This is a genomic window from Janthinobacterium psychrotolerans (assembly GCF_001677885.1).
Lineage (GTDB): Bacteria > Pseudomonadota > Gammaproteobacteria > Burkholderiales > Burkholderiaceae_D > Janthinobacterium > Janthinobacterium psychrotolerans.
Map to the genome: position 1 here is coordinate 111,054 of NZ_LOCQ01000053.1, position 20,738 is coordinate 131,791.

The window sequence follows — 20,738 nt, forward strand, 5'->3', positions numbered from 1 at the left end:
CATGACGGCAAGCGTGCACCTGCCATTGGGCACCCATCTGCTGGCCGATTTGTCCGGCGTCGATGCGGCCGCTTTGCGCGACTGCGCGGCACTGGAGTCGCTGCTGCGCCAGGCGGCCGTTGCAGCCGGCGCGCAGGTATTGCATGGCCACTTCCACAGCTTTGGCCAGGAAGCCGGCGTGACCGGCGTGCTGCTGCTGGCCGAATCGCATATCTCGATCCATACCTGGCCGGAAGCCGGCTTTGCCGCCGTCGATATCTTCATGTGCGGCGCAGCCAGGCCGCAGCTGGCGCTCGATATCATCAGTACACAGCTGCAAGCGCAGCACTGCACATTGCATACGGCGCGGCGCGCGCCACCGGGCCAGGCCATTGCTGGCTGATCGCCGGTGGATCGCTTACACTGTCGGCTCACTTCTTATCGATCACGCCCATGCGCCGTTCCGCCCTGCTTGCTTTCCCACTCCTGCTGCTGGTGTCCGCCTGCGACGACTATACGGCGCCCAGCCTGTACCAGGCCACCACGCCTGACTGCAAGACATGGACCGAAGGCTCGCGCTTCGAACTGCCGCGCGGCATTTCCGTCTACGCCACGCCGCCGACCACGCTGAAAGACGGCGGCACGGAACTGGCGCTGATCTTCACTTTACCGGTCGGCACCCAGGCCAGTTTTACAAGGTTGTCCTTCCTGCTGGAAGAGCCGAAAAAACCGCCTTTTGCGAATGCCAGGGTGACCACCATCTACCAGCGCGGCCTGGACCAGAAGGCGGAAATCGTCGACGTGATCGAGCAGCTGCCCATCATGTTTTCGGCGGTCGGCAACAGCAAGGCCACGCAATGGCGCTTGCGCCTGCAGCTGCCGCGCCAGCTGCCGCAGCGCTTTGACCTGAACATGCCGGACATGCTGGTGGCCGGCAAGCGCTATCCGGTGCGCACGTTTACGTACCGGTATTTTGACGAGCGCAAGGCGTACGGCATGTGCAGCTGATCCAGCAGTGGCGCCAACGATGTTGTCGGATTACGCTACGCCTGGGCGGCCCCGCTAATCCGACCTGCGCATGGCACGTATCCAATACCACCAACATCAAACAGCATCGTAGGTCGGGTTAGCCGGCACGGCGTAACCCGACACCACCACCACCACCACCAGCAAAAAAAAAGCAGCCCGAAGGCTGCTTTTTTTTGCATGCGCGTAAATTAATGCTTGCGCAGCTTCTGGATCGCGGCCAGTTGCGCAATTGCGCTGGCCAGTTCGGCTTGCGCTTGCGCGTAGTCGATGCCCGAATCCTTGTTGTGGATGTTTTCTTCCGCCAGCTTCTTCGCTTCCAGCGCTTTCGCTTCGTCGAGGTCGTGACCGCGGATCGCGGTATCGGCCAGGACGGTCACGGTGTCAGGCTGCACTTCCAGCAAGCCGCCGGCGACGAAGACGAACTCTTCTTCAGCCTGGCCGACTACCTTGATGCGGACCGCGCCCGGACGGATGCGGGTAATCAAGGGCGTGTGGCGTGGGTAGATGCCCAGCTCGCCTTGTTCACCCGGCAACGCGACGAATTCTGCTTCACCTGAAAAAATCAATTCTTCAGCGGAAACCACGTCAACGTGAATTGTGTGTGCCATGTGTGTCCTATCGGGTTGAAGAACCCCGCCCGGTGAGGGGCGGGGTTAGGCCCAGACTTAACTTAGTTAAGTTTCTTGGCTTTTTCGATTGCTTCGTCGATCGTGCCGACCATGTAGAACGCTTGTTCCGGCAGGTGATCGAGTTCGCCCGAGGCGATCATCTTGAAGCCCTTGATCGTGTCTTTCAGCGAAACGTATTTACCTGGCGAACCGGTAAATACTTCAGCGACGTGGAAAGGCTGCGACAGGAAACGCTGCATTTTACGTGCGCGGGCCACCAGCAGTTTGTCTTCCGGTGCCAGCTCGTCCATGCCCAGAATCGCGATAATGTCACGCAGTTCCTTGTAGCGCTGCAGGGTCGTTTGCACGGCACGCGCGGTGTCATAGTGCTCTTGACCGACGATCAGCGGGTCCAGCTGGCGCGAGGTCGAGTCCAGTGGATCGACGGCCGGGTAGATACCCAGCGAGGCGATGTCACGCGACAGGGCAACGGTCGAATCCAGGTGGGCAAAGGTGGTTGCTGGCGAAGGATCGGTGTAATCATCGGCAGGAACGTAGACGGCCTGGATCGAGGTGATCGAACCGGTCTTGGTCGACGTGATGCGCTCTTGCAGACGGCCCATTTCTTCGGCCAGGGTAGGCTGGTAGCCCACCGCCGACGGCATACGGCCCAGCAGTGCCGATACTTCGGTACCGGCCAGCGTGAAGCGGTAGATGTTGTCGACGAAGAACAGAACGTCCTTGCCTTCATCACGGAACGATTCAGCGATCGTCAGGCCGGTCAGCGCCACGCGCAGACGGTTACCTGGCGGTTCATTCATCTGGCCGTAGACCATCGCCACTTTGGAATTCTCTGGATTCTCCAGATCGACCACTTTCGCGTCAGCCATCTCGTGGTAGAAGTCGTTACCCTCGCGAGTACGCTCACCGACGCCGGCGAACACGGACACGCCGCTGTGTGCCTTGGCGATGTTGTTGATCAGTTCCATCATGTTCACGGTCTTGCCCACACCGGCGCCGCCGAACAGGCCGACTTTACCGCCTTTTGCAAACGGGCACACCAGGTCGATCACCTTGATGCCGGTTTCCAGCAGTTCTTGCGATGGCGACAGTTCGTCGTACGCAGGAGCGGTGCGGTGGATCGAGGCGATCTGTTCGTGCGATACCGGACCGCATTCGTCGATCGGGTTACCCAACACGTCCATGATGCGACCCAGGGTTGCCTTACCGACTGGCACCATGATCGGTTTGCCGGTGTTCTGGATCATCATGCCGCGACGCAGGCCATCGGACGAGCCGAGTGCAATGGTACGGACAATGCCGTCGCCCAACTGCTGTTGTACTTCCAGGGTCAGTTCCGAGCCCGCCATCTTCAAGGCATCAAATACCTTAGGCATCGCGTTGCGGGGAAACTCAACGTCCACCACAGCGCCGATACACTGAACGATTTTGCCATCAGCCATGTTCGTTCCTTCAAATATAGTTAAATTCGTTTAAACCGCTGCCGCACCGGCGACGATTTCGGAGAGTTCTTTGGTAATCGCAGCTTGGCGGGTCTTGTTGTAGACGAGCTTGAGTTCGCCGATCACACTACCTGCGTTGTCGCTTGCAGCTTTCATCGCAACCATCCGTGCCGATTGCTCGGACGCCAGATTTTCTGCGACTGCCTGGTACACCAGCGCTTCTACATAGCGCTCCAGCAATTCGTCGATGATGCTTTGTGCATCCGGCTCGTAGATGTAATCCCACGAGTGCGCGCTCTTGTCGGCGACCATTTTGTCGGCCGTCAAAGGCAGCAGCTGTTCGACCACTGGTTCCTGCTTCATCGTGTTGATGAATTTGGTGTAGCACAGGTACACTGCGTCGAGCTTGCCAGCCTGGAACTCTTCGAGCATGACCTTGACAGGTCCGATCAATTTATCCAGGTGCGGCGTATCACCAGTTTGAATGGCAGAGGCGACGATCTTGACGCCGATGCGATTCAGAAAACCCAAACCCTTGTTACCGATAGCGACTGCTTCAATCTTGTTGCCGGCTGCTTCCAGCTCGCGCGACTTGGACGTCACCTGGCGCAAGATATTGGTGTTCATGCCGCCGCACAGACCCTTGTCGGTCGTGACGACGATGAAACCCACTGCCTTGGCTTGCGTGCCTTGCGCTGCCGCCAGGAACGGGTGCGTGTATTCCGGATTGGCATTCGCCAGATTGGCGGCGATATTACGAATCTTGTCACTGTAGGGACGAGCGGCCCGCATCCGGTCTTGCGCCTTGCGCATTTTGGACGCGGCGACCATTTCCATCGCCTTGGTGATCTTCTTCGTATTCTCTACGCTTTTGATCTTGCCACGTATCTCTTTGCTTGATGCCATGAGTCCTTACTCCTTCTGCGCGTAGGGCGGCGCCTCGCTCGAGGCGGGCGCCGCCTGGCCGCTTAATATGCGCCGGATTTCTTGAAATCAGCAATGGCCGCCGACAGAGTTGCTTCGCTGTCTTTGTCGAGTTGCTTGGTTTCTTCGATCTTGGCCAGCAGAGCAGCTTGCTTGGTTTTCATGTAAGCGTGGACGCCTGCTTCGAACGACAGCACTTGCTTGACTGGCACGTCGTCCATGAAGCCCTTGTTCACCGAGAACAGCGACACGGCCATCAGCGAGATCGACAGTGGCGAGTACTGGGCTTGCTTGAGCAATTCCGTTACGCGCGCACCACGGTCGAGCTGCTTGCGGGTCGATTCGTCCAGGTCCGAAGCGAACTGCGCGAACGCGGCCAGCTCACGGTACTGCGCCAGGTCGGTACGGATACCGCCGGACAGGTTTTTGATGACCTTGGTCTGGGCGGCGCCACCGACGCGCGATACGGAAATACCGGCGTTAATCGCAGGACGGATACCGGCGTTGAACAGCGACGTTTCCAGGAAGATCTGGCCGTCGGTAATCGAAATCACGTTGGTTGGCACGAAGGCCGACACGTCACCTGCCTGGGTTTCGATGATCGGCAGTGCCGTCAGCGAACCGGTCTTGCCGGTGACGGCGCCGTTGGTGAACTTCTCGACGTAGTCGGCGTTCACGCGGGCTGCGCGTTCGAGCAGGCGGCTGTGCAGGTAGAACACGTCGCCTGGGTACGCTTCACGGCCTGGTGGACGGCGCAGCAGCAGCGAGATTTGACGATAAGCAACAGCTTGTTTGGACAGATCATCGTAGACGATCAGTGCATCTTCACCGCGGTCACGGAAGTATTCGCCCATGGCGCAACCGGAGTACGGCGAGATGTATTGCATGGCGGCCGATTCCGAAGCGGAAGCGGCGACAACGATGGTGTATTCCATCGCGCCGTGCTGTTCCAGCGAGCGCACGATGTTCTTGATCGACGAGGCCTTCTGGCCAATCGCGACGTAGATACATTTCATGCCCTGGCCTTTTTGATTGATGATCGCATCAATCGCCACGGCCGATTTACCGGTTTGACGGTCGCCGATGATCAGTTCGCGCTGGCCGCGGCCAACTGGAACCATCGCATCGATCGACTTCAGGCCGGTTTGCATTGGTTGCGAAACGGATTCACGGGCGATCACGCCCGGAGCGATTTTTTCAATCGCGGCCGTCATTTTCGCATCGACTGCGCCTTTGCCGTCGATCGGCTGGCCCAGCGCGTTGACCACGCGGCCCAGCAGTTCAGGACCGACCGGTACTTCCAGAATGCGGCCGGTGCATTTCACCGTGTCGCCTTCGGAGATGTGCTCGTAAGCACCCAGAATCACGGAACCGACGGAGTCGCGCTCCAGATTCATCGCCAGGCCAAAGGTATTGCCCGGGAATTCCAGCATCTCGCCTTGCATCACGTCCGACAGGCCGTGGATGCGGCAGATACCGTCGGCGACGGAAATAACCGTGCCTTGGTTACGCACTTCAGCGCCGCCATCAAGACCTTGGATCCGGCTCTTGATCAACTCGCTGATTTCAGATGGGTTGAGTTGCATACTAACTCCTAAAAGTGTTTCTCTCAGCTTGCGCGAGGGGTAAGGGTCTGTCTAAGCTGGCCTGCCGAAGCGCGTGTCTTACGACACCAGTGCGGCGTGCAATTGCTGCAGTCTGGCGCGCACCGAGGTGTCGAGCACCTGGTCGCCAACAACTACGCGCACGCCGCCAAGCAGCGATGGATCCACTGTGACAGCAGGGTTGAGCTTACGACTGAATTTCTTTTCCAGCGTTGCGACCAGCTCGGCCGTTTGGCCTTCGCTCAGATCGAAAGCGCTCGTGATCTCGGCGTCAGCCGCACCTTCCAGGCCATTTTTCAAGGCATGGAATTGCGCGCCGATTTCCGGCAGCAGGCTGATGCGGCCATTTTCGATCAACAGATTGACGAAGTTTTTGACTTCTTCGTTGAGCGGCGATTTCAACAACGACAGGATGGTGGCGGCGACGTCGCTCTCCGAAACTTTCGGATTGCGCGCGTACGCCTGTACCTCGGGGTGGCTACCGATCTGGGCCAATTCGGACACCAGTTCGGACCACGCCGCGAGGTTGCTTGACTCCTTACCTGCTTGGGCTACGCGGAACAAAGCTTCCGCGTAGGGACGGGCGACGGTTGCGAGTTCTGCCATGATTACAGCTCGACAGCAAGACGCTGCAACATTTCGGCGTGTGCCGTCGCGTTGACTTCACGCTTCAGGATCTGCTCGGCACCTTTGATCGCCAGGTCAGCCACCTGAGCGCGCAGTTCTTCGCGTGCTTTCGACAGTTGCTGCTCGGCGTCGGACTGGGCTTGCGCAATGATACGCGCCGCTTCAGCCTGGGCATTTTGCTTGATCTCTTCAGCAACCAGCTGGGCACGCTTTTCAGCGTCCGCAACGCGTTGCGACGCTTCTTCACGTGCACCGTTCAATGCTTCTTGCGCACGCTTCTCGGCGACAGCCATCGAAGCCTGACCTTGATCGGCCGCAGCCAATCCATCCGCGATTCGTTTGGCACGCTCATCCAGCGCTGTATTCAGCGCTGGAAATACGAACTTCATCGAGAACCAGACCAACACCGCGAAGGTGATCATCTGGCCGATGAGCGACATATTGATGTCCATACCTTTGCTCCTGACTAAAAGTTTCTCCTAGGATTGGAGCGAATTACTGAGCAACAGCAGCCATCAATGGAGCCAGGAACGGGTTAGCGAACGTGTACAGCAGAGCGATACCAACGCCGATCATCGAGATGGCGTCCAGCAGACCAGCGATAACGAACAGTTTGGTTTGCAGTTGTGGCATCAGTTCTGGTTGACGTGCCGAAGCTTCCAGGAATTTACCACCCAAGATAGCGAAGCCCAAAGCGGTACCGATTGCGGCCAGGCCGATGATGATTGCTGCTGCCAGAACGGTCATGCTTTGTACTTGTGCGATCAGAGCTTGCATAAAATTCTCCTAAATTTAAAAACGAAAGGTACTAACAAAAAAACAAAATATAAAGTTGCTGATTAATGCTTCTCAACCGCAAGGCTCAGATACACAACCGTCAACGCCATAAACACAAAAGCTTGCAAAGTTACAATCAAGATATGGAAAATTGCCCATGGACCACCCAACGCCCACTGTGCCCACCAAGGCAACAACGCGATCAAGATGAAAATCAGTTCGCCGGCATACATATTGCCGAACAGTCGCAGCGACAGGGAGATCAGTTTTGCAACCAACTCAACCATTTGCAGCAAGAAATTAACTGGTGCCAACAAGATCGTGCCGATGATGCCGCTTGCATGGAAGGGCGCGGTGAACAATTCCTTGATCCAGCCGCCCAGGCCCTTGGCCTTGACGGAAAACGCGATAATGCACAGAACTACCGAGAACGACATGCCAAAAGTATGGTTGACGTCGGCGGTCGGTACCACGCGCAGGTTATGCACGCCAAACAAGGTCAAAATCTTCGGCAGCAGGTCAACCGGCAGGAAGTCCATCGCGTTCAACAGCCAGACCCACACGAAAATCGTGATGGCCAGCGGCGCGATGATCTTGCTTTTGGCGTGAAAAGCGCCATTAATGGTCTCATTGACCATTTCCATGATCATTTCGACGAAGTTTTGCAGCTTGCCAGGAACACCGGCCGTCGCGCGGCGCGAAGCCATGTAGAAAACGGCAAGAAAAACAAAACCCAGGGCAGCCGAGATCCAGAAGGTGTCCAGATTGAAAGCGCCATCGGCGCTTTTCAAGTGCGTCAAATGGTGGCTGATGTATTCTGTGGCGTTGGCCGGGGCAGCATGGCCCGCTTCAATAGCGTGTTCTGTGGTCATAATGAATTTAGATTTGTCGTTTCGGAGCACAACAGGCCCTAAAACCAATGATTAAACAGCGAGCAATGAAAACCAGTATGCTAAGGTTGCCACCGCGAAACCCAAGATCAGCCATAACCAGGCGGCCGACTGAAACAACACCAGTGCCAATACAAACAGCACTGCTGTGATAAACATTTTCACCGCTTCCGCGCGCACGTGCGCACGAAAAGCCTTTTTGGCGTCGCTGGAGCCGCGAACGACCAGCATGGCATATGTCATGCTGCCAATGACGGCGATTGCACCGCCAACTGCGGCGGACCAGCCCTTCACACTACCACCGAAAAACAGGGTAACAGTGGCGAAGCTGATCACGATTGCTAGCTGCAAGGCAACTACTTTGTAGACCGGCTTGGCAATGTTTTGCTTCGAATCACTCAATTACCAAGTTCCCGGAAAAATCTACACACGCAAAGACACGGGATTATAGTTGGCTTTGTTCCACAGAGTCAAACGTTGACGCACCGCAGCAGGGCGATTGCTGCATGAAACAGACGCTTTATCGACACTTCGCGGCGATTTGCACCAACATATGGCAAAGCGGCTTGCCGCGCCGCTTGCCGCCGTGCTTGTGACTGTATTATCAGCCCGCCATTTAACCACGCAAACGGCTTAACAAACCGTCCAGTACGTCAAGATCGGCAAAATCGATCACCAGCTGGCCGCGGCCCTTGTTACCCATCTTGAAAACCACGGGTGTCGCCAGCGCGTCGGACAGTTCTTCTTCCAGCCGCGCGATATCGCCCGACTTCTCTTTTACGCGTGGCTCGGCCGGGTTGGCCGCTTCTTCCACCGTGCGCGTGACCAGTTTTTCCGTTTCACGCACCGACAGGCGTTTCGCCACCACCTGGTGGGCCAGCGTGATCTGGCTGGCCGCGTCGACCGCCAGCAGCGCGCGCGCATGCCCCATGTCGATATCGCCGGCCATCAGCATGGTCTGCACGGGAGCTGCCAGGTTCATCAGCCGCAACAGGTTCGACACAGCACTGCGCGAGCGTCCGACCGCAGTGGCCGCTTGCTCATGGGTAAAACTGAAGTCGGTAATCAGGCGGTGGATGCCTTGCGCTTCTTCCAGCGGATTGAGGTCTTCGCGCTGGATGTTTTCGATCAGCGCCATGGCCGCCGCCGCCAAGTCATCGACATCGCGTACCAGTACCGGCACTTCCGTCAGGCCGGCCAGCTGCGAAGCGCGAAAGCGCCGCTCGCCGGCGATAATTTCATATTTGACCAGACCGCTCAGGGTGTCCTGGCCGATCGGGCGCACCAGGATAGGCTGCATCAGTCCCTGTGCCTTGATCGAGGCGGCCAGTTCATTCAGGGCGCCCTCGTCCATGCGCGTGCGCGGCTGGTATTTGCCGGCTTGCATTTGCGTTACCGGCAAGCTTGTCGGTGTATTCACTTCGGGACTGGCGAAGTCGCCGCCGCCCAACAGGGCGTCGAGGCCGCGCCCCAGTCCTTTTAATTTTTTGGTAGCCATGCTGTCCTAATCAGTTTTCAAGTAAGCGCTCACATTATGTAGCGTGGGCGCCTGCTTCTTACATATGCTTGATGCGCTCGACCATTTCGGCGCCGAAGGCGATGTACGCTTGCGCGCCTTTCGAGCTCGGATCGAAGTTGACACCAGGTAAGCCATACGACGGCGCTTCGGCCAGGCGCACGTTGCGCGGGATGATGGTCTTGAAGACCTTGTCGCCGAAGTGCTGTTCCAGCTGGGCCGACACCTGTTGCGATAATGTCATGCGTGGATCGAACATCACGCGCAACAGGCCGATGATCTTCAACTCGGGGTTCAGGTTGGCGTGCACCTTCTTGATGGTGTTGACCAGGTCCGACAGCCCTTCGAGCGCGTAATACTCGCACTGCATCGGGATAATCACGCCATGCGCGGCGCACAAGCCGTTCAGGGTCAGCATCGACAGCGCCGGCGGACAATCGACCAGGATGAAGTCGTAGTCGCCATCGACTTCGGCCAGCGCATCCTTCAGGCGGCTTTCGCGGCGGTCCAGTTCCACCATCTCCACTTCGGCGCCGGCCAGTTCGCGGTTCGACGGCAGCACATCGAAGCGTCCCGCTTCCGAACGCTGGCGTGCCGTCCTGACATCGGACTCGCCCAGCATCACTTCATACGTCGAGGCATGCAGGCCGGCCTTGTTGATGCCGGCGCCCATGGTGGCATTGCCTTGCGGATCGAGGTCGACCAGCAGCACACGCTGGTCCAGTTTGGCCAGGCCGGCGGACAGGTTGACGCTCGTTGTGGTTTTACCAACACCACCCTTTTGATTTGCTACACAAAAAATTTTGGCCATGTATCTTCTAGTTGTAAATGGATGCAAACTTCATTGTCGCGTTCCGGCTTGCGCCAAAAACGATTTATACTGTTTATTCGATTTATACCATTTATATGATATAAATCGTTTATATCATTTATACTGTTTATATAATTTATACCGTATAAATTATTTATATCGTTTATTTTTCAGCCTTCAAATTCTTGTTATATACACCAGATGACGCTCTGCATTTAGCCCTGGCACCTGAATCGGGGTCAATTTCGTCACTTTCCAGTCTGCCGGCAGTCGCTCGCGCTCGTCTGGTGGCGCCACCCCTTTCAAGGCGATGAATTGACCGCCCTCGGCCAACACGTGGTTCGACCAGTTGACGAAGTCCGACAGGTCGGCAAAGGCGCGCGAGGTGATCACGTCAAATTTCTGCTGCACTTCCAGCTGCTCCACGCGCTTGGTGTACACCGTGACGTTGGCCAGGCCCAGTTCGGCCTTCACCTGCGTCAAAAACGCGGTCTTCTTGTGCACCGTATCGATCATCGACACCTTGATATCGGGCCGCGCGATGGCCAGCACCATGCCCGGCAGGCCGCCACCGGCGCCCACGTCAAGCACGTTTTTGGCCTCCGCGAAAGCAGGCACGGCCGCCAGCGAATCGAGCACGTGCAGGGTCAGCATCTGCAGCGGATCGCGCACCGAGGTCAGGTTGTAGACGCTGTTCCACTTGGCCAGCAGCGCCAGGTAATCGAGCAGTTGTTCCGCTTGTGCAGCGCTCAGGTCCAGCCCCAGCGCAGTAATGCCATCATTTAAAATCTGGGCCAATGCGGCCCGGTCAAACTGCTTCATTCAACAACCTCGTCCTGTAAATTGGTGGTCTGTATTTCGGCCTGACCTGCGCCGAAACCGCGCTTTTTCAGGTGTACCAGCAGCAGCGAAATGGCGGCCGGCGTGACGCCGGAAATGCGCGAGGCCTGACCCAGGGTTTCCGGGCGCTGCTTGTCGAGTTTCTGGCGCACTTCGACCGACAGCGCGCCGATATCGAGGTAGTTGAAACCGTCGGGCAAGGCCAGGTTTTCATAGTGTTCGTGACGCTCGATTTCCTTGCTCTGGCGCTCGATATAGCCGGCGTACTTGAGCTGGATTTCCACCTGTTCGCGCACCGCCGGGTCTTCCACGCCGGGGCCGGCCAGGGCTTGTCCTGCCATGCCCGTCATGCTCATCAGGGTGTCGTAGGCCACGTTCGGGCGGCGCAGCAGGTCCGCCAGCGAGTATTCACGCTCGATGGCCTGGCCAACGATACGCTCCGATTCGGCCGCCGCCAGGATGCGCGGATTGACCCACGTGGAACGCAGGCGCTCGAGTTCAAGCGCCACCGCTTCGCGCTTGCGTTCGAACGCTTCCCACTGCGCATCGCCGACGCAGCCCAAAGCGCGGCCGATTTCCGTCAAGCGCATGTCGGCATTGTCTTCACGCAGGCTCAATCTGTACTCGGCACGGCTGGTAAACATGCGGTAAGGCTCCTGCACGCCTTGCGTGATCAGGTCGTCGACCAGCACACCCAGGTAGGCTTCGGAGCGCCCTGGCGTCCACGAGTCCTTGCCTTGCGTCAGCAATGCGGCGTTCAGGCCTGCCAGCATGCCTTGCGCGGCCGCTTCTTCGTAACCGGTGGTGCCGTTGATCTGGCCGGCAAAGAACAGGCCTGCCACCACCTTGGTTTCCAGCGAGGCCTTCAGGCCGCGCGGATCGAAATAATCGTATTCGATGGCATAGCCGGGTCTTAAAATATGCGCGTTTTCCATGCCTTTCATCGAGCGCACCAGGGCGATCTGCACGTCGAATGGCAGGCTGGTGGAGATGCCGTTCGGATAGAATTCATGCGTCGTCAAGCCTTCCGGCTCGAGGAAAATCTGGTGCGATTCCTTGCCTGCAAAGCGGTGGATCTTGTCTTCGATCGACGGGCAATAACGCGGTCCCACGCCTTCGATCACGCCGGTATACATGGGACTGCGATCAAGGCCGGCGCGGATAATGTCATGCGTCTGGCTATTGGTGTGGGTGATCCAGCACGGCACCTGTTGCGGGTGCATGGCCGTGTTGCCCATGACCGAAAACACGGGCACCGGATCGAGGTCGCCCGGCTGTTCCTGCATCACGGAAAAGTCGATGCTGCGTCCGTCAATGCGTGGCGGCGTGCCGGTTTTCAGGCGGCCTTGCGGCAGTTTCAGTTCCTTCAGGCGGGCGGACAAGGAGATCGCCGGCGGGTCGCCGGCGCGGCCAGCCGAGTAGTTGTTCAGGCCGACGTGGATCTTGCCGTCGAGGAAGGTACCGGCCGTCAGCACCACGGCACGCGCCAGGAACTTCAGGCCGATCTGGGTGACAGCGCCGACCACGCGGTCGCCTTCGACGATCAGGTCATCGACCGCCTGCTGGAACAGCCACAGATTGGGCTGGTTTTCCAGCCGCGACCGGATCGCGGCCTTGTATAAAATACGGTCGGCCTGGGCGCGCGTGGCGCGTACTGCCGGGCCTTTCGAGGAATTCAGGATGCGGAACTGGATGCCGGACTCGTCGGTGGCAATCGCCATCGCGCCGCCCATGGCGTCGACCTCCTTGACCAGATGGCCCTTGCCGATGCCGCCGATCGACGGATTGCACGACATCTGGCCCAGGGTCTCGATATTATGCGTGAGCAAAAGCGTCTTCTGCCCCATGCGGGCGGAAACGAGGGCCGCCTCGGTACCGGCGTGACCACCACCGACGACGATGACGTCGAATTCTGTAGGAAATAACATGAGTAATAGGTAATTGCGAGGAGTGAGCTCCGATTATAGAGTCTTTTTGCAGCCATAACTTTTTACGGGCCATTTTTTGCCTATTTTTTACTCAGCAAGCAAGCCAGGCATCGTTTTTTTGTTCCACGTGAAACAACGCTGAGGTTCGTCAAGATGGTTTCACGTGGAACATGCGTTATCGCAAAAAGCGGAGTAAGCTCGTGGAACCTTCTTCTCCGGGAGTTCGCATGTCCGCCTTTCAGTTCCGCACCGTTCCCCATCTGATCAGTGAACCGGGCGCCAGCAGCCAGTTAGGTCTCCATGTACGCCACCACTTCCCCGCCGTGCGCCGCGTGCTGCTGGTCACCGATCCCGGCTTTCTTGCCACCGGCCTGGTCGATGGGCCGCTGCGCAGCTTGCGGGACGCGGCCATCGCAGTGCAGGTGTTTTCGGATGTCCAGGCCGACCCGCCGGAGTCGGTGGTAGTGGCCGCCGTGGAGCACGCCAGATTGTTTCACGTGGAACTGGTGATCGGCCTCGGTGGCGGCAGCTCGATGGATGTGGCCAAGCTGATCGCGGTGCTGGCGCCAGGCCAACAAGCGCTGGCCGACATGTATGGCATCGGCAAGGTGCAAGGGTCGCGCCTGCCGCTGGTGCAGCTGCCGACCACCGCCGGTACCGGCTCGGAAGTGACACCTATTTCGATTGTCACCACTGGCGCCACCAGCAAGATGGGGGTGGTGGCGCCGCAGCTGTATGCGGACCTGGCCATCCTCGACGCCAGCCTGACCCTGGGCTTGCCACCGGCAGTGACGGCGGCGACCGGCATCGACGCCATGGTGCATGCGATCGAAGCGTACACCACAGCCCATTTGAAAAATCCCCTGTCCGATATGCTGGCGCGTGAAGCCCTGTCCTTGTTGTCCACCAACCTGCTGCGCGTGTGTCGCAACGGCCAGGACCTGGTGGCGCGGCAAGCCATGCTGCTGGGCGCCATGCTGGCTGGCCAGGCATTTTCCAACGCGCCCGTCGCCGCCGTGCATGCCCTCGCCTATCCGATCGGCGGCATGTTTCACGTGCCCCATGGGTTGTCGAATGCGCTGGTGCTGCCACATGTGCTGCGCTTTAACCTCAGCCATGCCACACCCTTGTATGCGGAACTGGCGGCCATCGTTGCACCACAAGCGACCGGCAGCGAGGAAGCGCGCGCAGAAGGTTTGATCACCGCGCTGCAGGCGCTGGCGTTGGAAACGGGCATCGCGCGCACCCTGCATGAGGTGGGCATAGTCGAAGGCGACCTCGACGCGCTGGCCGAAGCCGCCATGCTGCAGACGCGCTTGCTGGGCAATAACCCGCGCACGGTCGCTTTACAAGACGCACGCGCCATTTATGCGGCTGCTTGGTGAAGCAGCACACCGAAGCTGCCGCTGACGCTGGTACACTAGCAGCATGAAGACCGCCATTTCCATCCATCCGGACGCCACCGTCTTTCCTTACCAGGGATGTGCCGGTTGCCATGACAGCGAACCGCTGCCATTTTCCTTCGAGTATGCCTATCAACCCATCGTGGATTTGGACACGCGCAGCATCTACGCCTATGAGGCGCTGGTACGCGGCCCGAACGGCGAAAGCGCCGCCAGCGTGCTGGCGCAGGTAACCGATGAAAACCGCTACCGCTTCGACCAGGCTTGCCGCGTCAAGGCGGTAGCCGGCGCCGCGCGGCTGGGCATGCAGCAATTCCTGTCGATTAATTTTTTGCCGAATGCCGTCTACCGTCCCGAGGTCTGCATCCGCAGCACCCTGGAAGCGGCGCGCACGCACAACTTCCCGACCGATAAAATCATCTTTGAAGTCACGGAAGGCGAGCGGGTGCAGGACCGCCCTCACCTGGTCAATATCTTCCGCGAATACCGGCGCTTTGGTTTCCAGACCGCCATCGACGATTTTGGCGCCGGTTACGCAGGCCTGAACCTGCTGGCCGAATACCAGCCCGATATCATCAAGATCGACATGGACCTGGTGCGCGACGTTGACAGCCACGCACCGCGCCAGGCCATTGTGCGTTCGATCGCCAGCCTGTGCCACGAACTGCATATCAAGGTGTTGGCCGAAGGCATTGAGACGCGTGCCGAGCGCGACTTCCTGGCCAGCTGCGGTATTTCGCTGATGCAGGGTTACTGGTTTTCCAAACCCGTGTTCCAGGGGCTGGCCCTTATACCGGACAGCGCCTGGCAATAAAGAAGGAAATAATAATAATAATAATAGACGGCCACGTGAAACGTGGCCATTTTTTTGATCCAACAAGGTCAATCGGGAATATTCACCACCGCACCCGCCACGGTAATGGTATTAGCGGGCGCCGGTGCCGGCGCGATCGGCGGCAGGTTCGCATTGCTGATCGGTGTGGCCGCATCAGGCCGTGTCACCGTGCGCACCACTTGCGACGGCGGCAGCGCCTGGTTAGAACGCAGGTGGGCATACATGGCGTCGAGCGCGCGGTTCAGGTACACATGCAGCGGCACGATCAGGGTCGGCAAGGCGCTGCTGAAGGAATCGAAGTGATTGGCGTTGCTCACCTCGATATAGCGCAGCTTGCTGTTGGCGCCCTCCGCCGCCGCGTTCAGGCCCACGTAGGCGCGCGAAGCGTGGTTGACCGGTATCAGGGTATCGCTGCGGCCGTGCACGATGATCGCCGGTTTGCCGTTGAGCTTGCCACTGGCCCGTACCTGCGCCACACCCTCGCGCACGCGCGCGCTTTGTGCCGCCAGGGTTCCCGTCAAGGCAGCGCCAGTGACGGCGTCGTTGCCGGTCGCCAGGCTGCGCAGGCACAGGAAGCCGTCGAGCGCCTGGTCGGCAAGGTTGCTCGACGGCGACACCGCGGCCGTGTAGATGCGCGCGCCACCGGCGGCGTTCTCATACACCACATTGCCGAGGATGCCGTTTTGCGTGGCGAAGCTGGCCGCCTTCTGCGCATTCGTATAGGCGACGGGATTGCCCAGCGCATCGGTCTGCGCAAAGCTGAAGCCGCAGACTTTGTCAGTCACGGAAAACTTGCCGTAGGCATAGGCATAGGTCACCGCCACCAGGATGTTCGTGCCCGCATGCGAGGCTTGCAATGGGGCGGATTCCGGCAGCCAGCCATAGGCTTGCAGGCGGCGTTTTGCATCCTGCTGCTGCGACGCCAGGTCGCCACCGGTCAACAGTCCCTTGGCCAGCAGCGCGCTGCAGCGCCCGGCACTGCCGGCCACGGCGGCGATGCAAGGCTGGTACAGCGCCGCATAGGTGGAGTAATCGAACAGCGCACGACCCGGATTGGCGACGGTCACCGCACCCTGGCGCACGCTGTACGCGGTCGACGGCTGCGGCTGGATCTGCGGCTCGCTGGCGGCCACGCCGCTGATCAGGCCTCGGGTATCGTGCTCGGCAGCCAGCAAGGCGGCGCCGGCGCCGTTGGAAATGCTCGATGCTATCGTGATGGTGTTGGACGGTTTCAGCCGCGCCAGATGCGACGTACCATCGCGCGCCGTGGCGCCGTAGCGCTCGTTAAGCACGTAATAGGCAAACTCGACCGCCTGCAAGGTGGCACTGCCCCAGTCCTTCTCGGGGTTCTGCTGCGAGTGCGCGTGCTTGAAGGCGATGCGGTTCGGATACGCGCTGGCAAAGGCGGCACGCTCGGCGTCAGGCAGGTCGGGTGCGAAAATCGCGTTCTTGCCGGCTTGCCCGCGCATGGCGCGCAGGCCGTTCTGCAGGTTGACGCTGTCGTCTTCGAACACATACAGGCCGGTGCCCGAGCCCTTGTCGGCATACGCCACGGCGCAGCCTTTTTTCAGCCCCCATTCGCCCGAGCTGCCGATGGCGCCGTAAATGCCGCGCGAGCCGCTGGACGTGCCCGTGACGATGCAGGCGCGCTCGGGATCGAAACTGGCCGGTACCTGCACCATCAGGGTCACGTTCTGCTTGCCCGTGCCATCGTCGGCATAGGCCATGTACTCGCTGCCGGCGATCATGCCTTCGCCGCCGCCGGCCACGCCATTGGCGTCGACATTCGGCCCGTACAAGCTGCCGTAGCCGCTGCTGGCGGCAATGTCGAGCACGGCGCGGTAATTGGCATGGATGGCGTTGCGGCGCAACTCCAGCGCGGTCGGCCGCTCGGGATCGGCATACGCAGGCGCGGCCGCGGCCAGGCCGGTCTTGCCCAGGCCGGCCGTCAACAAGTCATTGCTCTTGCCATCGACGTCAAGACGGGTGATGGCGCCCAGGTAGGCGGGCAAGGGGTTCAGGTCTTCGGCCGTGTGGCTGCTGCCGCAGGCGGACAATAACAATAATGCGCCCAGGCCGCCGGTGCGCATGAGGGTGGTGGTCATAGCTGTTCTCCATTCATTGATGAGGTAACGCCAAAAAACGGTCTCCAGATAAAAAAAGCCGGACTTGCGTCCGGCCTTGCTTGCTGCATGCGACTCAGGCTGCAGGCCTGGCTGCCCTGCCCCCGAAGCGGGCGATCGCCTCGCCCACGATACCGCGCCGGAACATCAGCACGCAGATCACGAAGATGATCCCCGTAACGATGCCCACCGATTCGCCCAGGGTACCGAACCATTCCACGCCCGTATGCGTGGCCAGGTAGGTACCGAAGTCGCCCAGTTTGTTTTCCAGCGCAATGATCAGCACGGCGCCGATGATGGGGCCGGCCAGCGTGCCCATGCCGCCCACCAGTGTCATCAGGACCACCAGGCCAGACATGCCCCAGTACACATCGGTCAGGGTTTCAAAGCCCAGCACCAGCGTCTTGGTGGCGCCGGCCAGGGCCGCCAGCGAAGCCGACAGCACGATGGCCGTCAGCTTGTACTTGTTGACATCGTAGCCGAGCGAAATCGCGCGCGGCTCGTTTTCCTTGATGGCTTTCAGCACTTGTCCGAACGGCGAATGGATGGTGCGCACGATCAGGGCGAAGCCGGCGATAAAGATGGCCAGCACCACGTAGTACAACACCGTGTCATTGCCCAGGTCGATGGTGCCCAGCAGTGTTCCACGTGGAACGCCCTGCAAGCCATCTTCGCCACCGGTGAACGGCAGGCGCAGCGCCAGAAAGTACACCATCTGCGCCAGGGCCAGGGTGATCATGGTGAAGTAGATGCCCTGGCGGCGGATCGCCAGGCCACCCATCACCAGGCCAAGGAAGGCGCCGGTGGCGACGCCAGCCAGCAGGCCCAGTTCCGTCGGCCAGCCCCAGGTGCGCAAGGCGTAGCCGGTGACATAGCCGGCGCCGCCGAAAAACGCCGCGTGGCCGAACGACAGCAAACCGGTGTAACCGATCAGCAAGTTGAAGGCGCAGGCAAACAGGGCAAAGCACAGCAACTTCATCAGGAAGACCGGGTAGCCGTAAAACGGTGCGGCCAGCGCCAGCGCCAGGGCGATTGCGTAGCCTACATTTTTATTCATCGTGATTGCTCCAATACATGACTGATGAGATTACTTTTCTTTGCCGAACAGGCCGGCCGGACGCAGCAGCAGCACGATGACCATCACCACGAACACCACGGTGGCCGAGCCCTCCGGGTAGAACACGCGGGTCAGGCCTTCGATCACGCCCAGGGCCAGGCCGGTCAGGATCGAGCCCATGATGGAACCCATGCCGCCGATCACCACCACGGCGAACACGACGATGATGAGGTTCGAGCCCATCAGCGGCGAGACCTGGATGATCGGTGCGGCCAGCACGCCGGCAAAGCCGGCCAGCGCCACGCCGAAGCCGAACGTCAACGTCACCATCAGCGGCACGTTGATGCCGAACGCTTCGACCAGTTTCGGGTTTTCCGTACCGGCCCGCAGGTAGGCGCCCAGCTTGGTTTTTTCGATCACGAACCAGGTGGCCAGGCACACCACCAGCGAAGCGACGACCACCCAGGCGCGGTAGTTCGGCAGGATCATGAAGCCCAGATCGGTGGCGCCGGCCAGCAGTTCCGGCACGGCATACGGCTGTCCCGATACGCCATAGAAGGAGCGGAACACGCCTTCGACGATCAGGGTGATGCCGAAGGTCAGCAGCAAGCCATATAGATGGTCGAGCTTGTACAGCCAGCGCAGCATGGTTTTTTCGATCAGGATGCCGAAGGCGCCGACGATGATCGGCGCGATCACCAGCATGGCCCAGTAATTGATATCGAAATAGCTCAGGCCCATCCAGGCCAGGAAGGCGCCCATCATGTACATGGCGCCGTGCGAGAAATTGATGACGTTGAGCAGGCCAAAGATGACGGCCAGACCGAGGGACAACATGGCATAGAACGAGCCGTTGACAAGACCCAGCAGCAACTGGCTCATCATCGCTTGTAATGGAACGCCGAAAATTTCCATGGCATCACAGTATAAAAAGCACCGCCGGACGACGGTGTGGTGTCAAGGGAGACGCGCTGCCAGGCCTGGGCGTGACCGCGCAAGGTGAAGCGTGACCGGAACCGATAGCCACGACAACACTGCCCGCGTGGCATGGCGCCAGGCGGGCAGTGCTGTTAATTTATTTCCAGAGCGAACACTTCGATTCGGCCTTGGTCAGATACGCTTGCGCGCCTGGCACGGTGGCCACCACCTTGTAGTAATCCCATGGGTATTTCGACTCGGCCGGTTTTTTTACTTCCATCAGATACATGTCGTGCACCATGCGGCCATCGGGACGCACTTCGCCGTTTTTGGTAAACATGTCGTTGATCTTGGTCTTTTTCAGGTAGGCCATGACTTTGTCGGAATCGTCGGTGCCGAGCGCCTTGACGGCCTTCAGGTAATTGCTGGCCGCCGAGTAGTCGGCTGCCTGCAGCATCGACGGCTCTTTCTTCATCTTGTCGAAATAGCGTTTCGACCAGGCCCGTGTTTCGGGATTGAGGTCCCAGTACCAGCCGTCGGTCAGGTACATGCCCTGCGTCAGGTTCAGGCCCAGCGAATGGATGTCGTTAATAAAGATCAGCAAGCCGGCCAGTTTCACGCCCTTGGTCACGCCGAATTCATTGGCCGCCTTGATGCTGTTGATGGCGTCGCCGCCGGCATTGGCCAGGCCGAGGATTTGCGGCTTGGCCGCCTGCGCCTGCAGCAGGAAGGACGAGAAGTCGGAAGCGCCCAGCGGATGCTTGACGCTGCCCAGCACTTTGCCGCCAGCCGCCTTGACGACATCGGCCGTGTCTTTTTCCAGCGAGTGGCCAAACGCATAGTCGGCCGTCATGAAATACCAGTTCTTGCCGCCCTGCTTGACGATGGTGCCGCCGGTGCCGCGCGCCAGCGCCACGGTGTCGTAGGCGTAGTGCACGGTGTACGGCGAGCATTCTTCATTGGTCAGGCGCGAGGAACCGGCGCCGATGGCGACAAACACTTTTTTCTTTTCGGCCGCGACCTTGGCCATGGCCAGGCTGGCGCCCGAATTGGTGCCGCCGATCAACATGTCGACGCCCTGCTGGTCGAACCACTCGCGCGCCTTGGAGGCGGCGATATCGGCCTTGTTCTGGTGGTCGGCGGAAATGAATTCGACCTTCTTGCCGGCGATAACCACACCGGCATCGGCGATCGCCATCTTGATGGCTTCGGCGCCGCCAAGACCGTCGACGTCGGAATACACGCCCGACATGTCGGAGATAAAGCCGATCTTGATGGTGTCGCCCGAGATCTGGGCCTGGGCGACGGAGGAAAAGCCCAGGGCGCACAGGGCGGCGGTGGCAATGGCGATAGCGTTACGTTTCATGGTGTCTCCGTTGAAAATTATTGTGTGCTATTCAGACGAT

The 20,738-nt window shown here is 59.5% G+C and carries 21 protein-coding genes; 4 read left to right on the forward strand and 17 right to left on the reverse strand.

Features of this window, described 5'->3' with window-relative positions; translation table 11 throughout:
- Window position 1 precedes the first annotated feature (1 nt).
- A complete protein-coding gene (speD, locus tag ASR47_RS11205) occupies window positions 2-382 on the forward strand; it encodes an adenosylmethionine decarboxylase (RefSeq protein ID WP_065307858.1) in 381 nt (126 codons plus the stop codon).
- 50 nt (window positions 383-432) lie between these two features.
- Complete coding sequence (locus ASR47_RS11210; protein ID WP_065307859.1) at window positions 433-987, forward strand: hypothetical protein; 555 nt, start codon at window positions 433-435, stop codon at window positions 985-987.
- 209 nt (window positions 988-1,196) lie between these two features.
- Here ASR47_RS11210 and ASR47_RS11215 read toward each other — a convergent pair whose 3' ends face one another.
- The 13 genes from ASR47_RS11215 to mnmG form a co-directional block, all read right to left on the reverse strand.
- Window positions 1,197-1,616, reverse strand: coding sequence for a F0F1 ATP synthase subunit epsilon (locus ASR47_RS11215; RefSeq protein WP_065307860.1), 420 nt, complete (start codon window positions 1,614-1,616; stop codon window positions 1,197-1,199).
- A gap of 62 nt (window positions 1,617-1,678) precedes the next feature.
- Window positions 1,679-3,079: a F0F1 ATP synthase subunit beta gene (gene atpD / locus ASR47_RS11220; RefSeq protein WP_065307861.1), complete on the reverse strand. Its 1,401-nt coding sequence runs from the start codon at window positions 3,077-3,079 to the stop codon at window positions 1,679-1,681.
- A gap of 30 nt (window positions 3,080-3,109) precedes the next feature.
- On the reverse strand, window positions 3,110-3,985 hold the full coding sequence (atpG, locus tag ASR47_RS11225) for a F0F1 ATP synthase subunit gamma (RefSeq protein ID WP_065307862.1): 876 nt from the start codon (window positions 3,983-3,985) through the stop codon (window positions 3,110-3,112).
- 62 nt (window positions 3,986-4,047) lie between these two features.
- On the reverse strand, window positions 4,048-5,589 hold the full coding sequence (atpA, locus tag ASR47_RS11230) for a F0F1 ATP synthase subunit alpha (protein ID WP_065307863.1): 1,542 nt from the start codon (window positions 5,587-5,589) through the stop codon (window positions 4,048-4,050).
- Window positions 5,590-5,667: 78 nt separating this feature from the next.
- Entirely contained in the window at window positions 5,668-6,213 is a 546-nt protein-coding gene (locus ASR47_RS11235; RefSeq protein WP_065307864.1) for a F0F1 ATP synthase subunit delta, read from the reverse strand.
- 2 nt (window positions 6,214-6,215) lie between these two features.
- Entirely contained in the window at window positions 6,216-6,686 is a 471-nt protein-coding gene (locus ASR47_RS11240) for a F0F1 ATP synthase subunit B (protein WP_065307865.1), read from the reverse strand.
- A 43-nt stretch (window positions 6,687-6,729) separates the two neighbouring features.
- A complete protein-coding gene (gene atpE, locus ASR47_RS11245; RefSeq protein WP_010393790.1) occupies window positions 6,730-7,011 on the reverse strand; it encodes a F0F1 ATP synthase subunit C in 282 nt (93 codons plus the stop codon).
- Window positions 7,012-7,073: 62 nt separating this feature from the next.
- Window positions 7,074-7,883: a F0F1 ATP synthase subunit A gene (atpB, locus tag ASR47_RS11250; protein ID WP_065307866.1), complete on the reverse strand. Its 810-nt coding sequence runs from the start codon at window positions 7,881-7,883 to the stop codon at window positions 7,074-7,076.
- Between the two features lie 51 nt (window positions 7,884-7,934).
- Window positions 7,935-8,303: an ATP synthase subunit I gene (locus ASR47_RS11255; RefSeq protein WP_065307867.1), complete on the reverse strand. Its 369-nt coding sequence runs from the start codon at window positions 8,301-8,303 to the stop codon at window positions 7,935-7,937.
- A 214-nt stretch (window positions 8,304-8,517) separates the two neighbouring features.
- A complete protein-coding gene (locus ASR47_RS11260; RefSeq protein WP_065307868.1) occupies window positions 8,518-9,399 on the reverse strand; it encodes a ParB/RepB/Spo0J family partition protein in 882 nt (293 codons plus the stop codon).
- A 58-nt stretch (window positions 9,400-9,457) separates the two neighbouring features.
- A complete protein-coding gene (locus tag ASR47_RS11265; RefSeq protein WP_065307869.1) occupies window positions 9,458-10,228 on the reverse strand; it encodes a ParA family protein in 771 nt (256 codons plus the stop codon).
- 177 nt (window positions 10,229-10,405) lie between these two features.
- Window positions 10,406-11,050 carry a 16S rRNA (guanine(527)-N(7))-methyltransferase RsmG gene (gene rsmG, locus ASR47_RS11270; RefSeq protein WP_065307870.1) on the reverse strand — a complete coding sequence of 215 codons (645 nt, stop codon included), beginning with the start codon at window positions 11,048-11,050 and terminating at the stop codon, window positions 10,406-10,408.
- A complete protein-coding gene (gene mnmG / locus ASR47_RS11275) occupies window positions 11,047-12,996 on the reverse strand; it encodes a tRNA uridine-5-carboxymethylaminomethyl(34) synthesis enzyme MnmG (RefSeq protein WP_065307871.1) in 1,950 nt (649 codons plus the stop codon). The genes rsmG and mnmG overlap by 4 nt, the downstream gene beginning before the upstream one ends.
- A 227-nt stretch (window positions 12,997-13,223) precedes the next feature.
- On the opposite strand from mnmG, the gene ASR47_RS11280 reads away from it, so the two are divergent.
- The gene (locus ASR47_RS11280; RefSeq protein ID WP_065307872.1) at window positions 13,224-14,381 is read left to right on the forward strand and encodes an iron-containing alcohol dehydrogenase; all 1,158 of its coding nucleotides are present in this window, start codon (window positions 13,224-13,226) and stop codon (window positions 14,379-14,381) included.
- Window positions 14,382-14,424: 43 nt separating this feature from the next.
- Complete coding sequence (locus ASR47_RS11285) at window positions 14,425-15,213, forward strand: EAL domain-containing protein (protein WP_065307873.1); 789 nt, start codon at window positions 14,425-14,427, stop codon at window positions 15,211-15,213.
- Between the two features lie 68 nt (window positions 15,214-15,281).
- On the opposite strand, the gene ASR47_RS11290 is transcribed toward ASR47_RS11285, so the two are convergent.
- The 4 genes from ASR47_RS11290 to ASR47_RS11305 form a co-directional block, all read right to left on the reverse strand.
- Window positions 15,282-17,339 carry a 3-hydroxybutyrate oligomer hydrolase family protein gene (locus tag ASR47_RS11290; RefSeq protein ID WP_065307874.1) on the reverse strand — a complete coding sequence of 686 codons (2,058 nt, stop codon included), beginning with the start codon at window positions 17,337-17,339 and terminating at the stop codon, window positions 15,282-15,284.
- Between the two features lie 94 nt (window positions 17,340-17,433).
- On the reverse strand, window positions 17,434-18,414 hold the full coding sequence (locus tag ASR47_RS11295; RefSeq protein WP_065307875.1) for a branched-chain amino acid ABC transporter permease: 981 nt from the start codon (window positions 18,412-18,414) through the stop codon (window positions 17,434-17,436).
- Between the two features lie 30 nt (window positions 18,415-18,444).
- Window positions 18,445-19,329, reverse strand: a complete 885-nt coding sequence (locus ASR47_RS11300) for a branched-chain amino acid ABC transporter permease (RefSeq protein ID WP_065307876.1) — start codon at window positions 19,327-19,329, stop codon at window positions 18,445-18,447.
- A gap of 160 nt (window positions 19,330-19,489) precedes the next feature.
- The gene (locus ASR47_RS11305; protein ID WP_065307877.1) at window positions 19,490-20,698 is read right to left on the reverse strand and encodes an ABC transporter substrate-binding protein; all 1,209 of its coding nucleotides are present in this window, start codon (window positions 20,696-20,698) and stop codon (window positions 19,490-19,492) included.
- Window positions 20,699-20,738 lie beyond the last annotated feature (40 nt).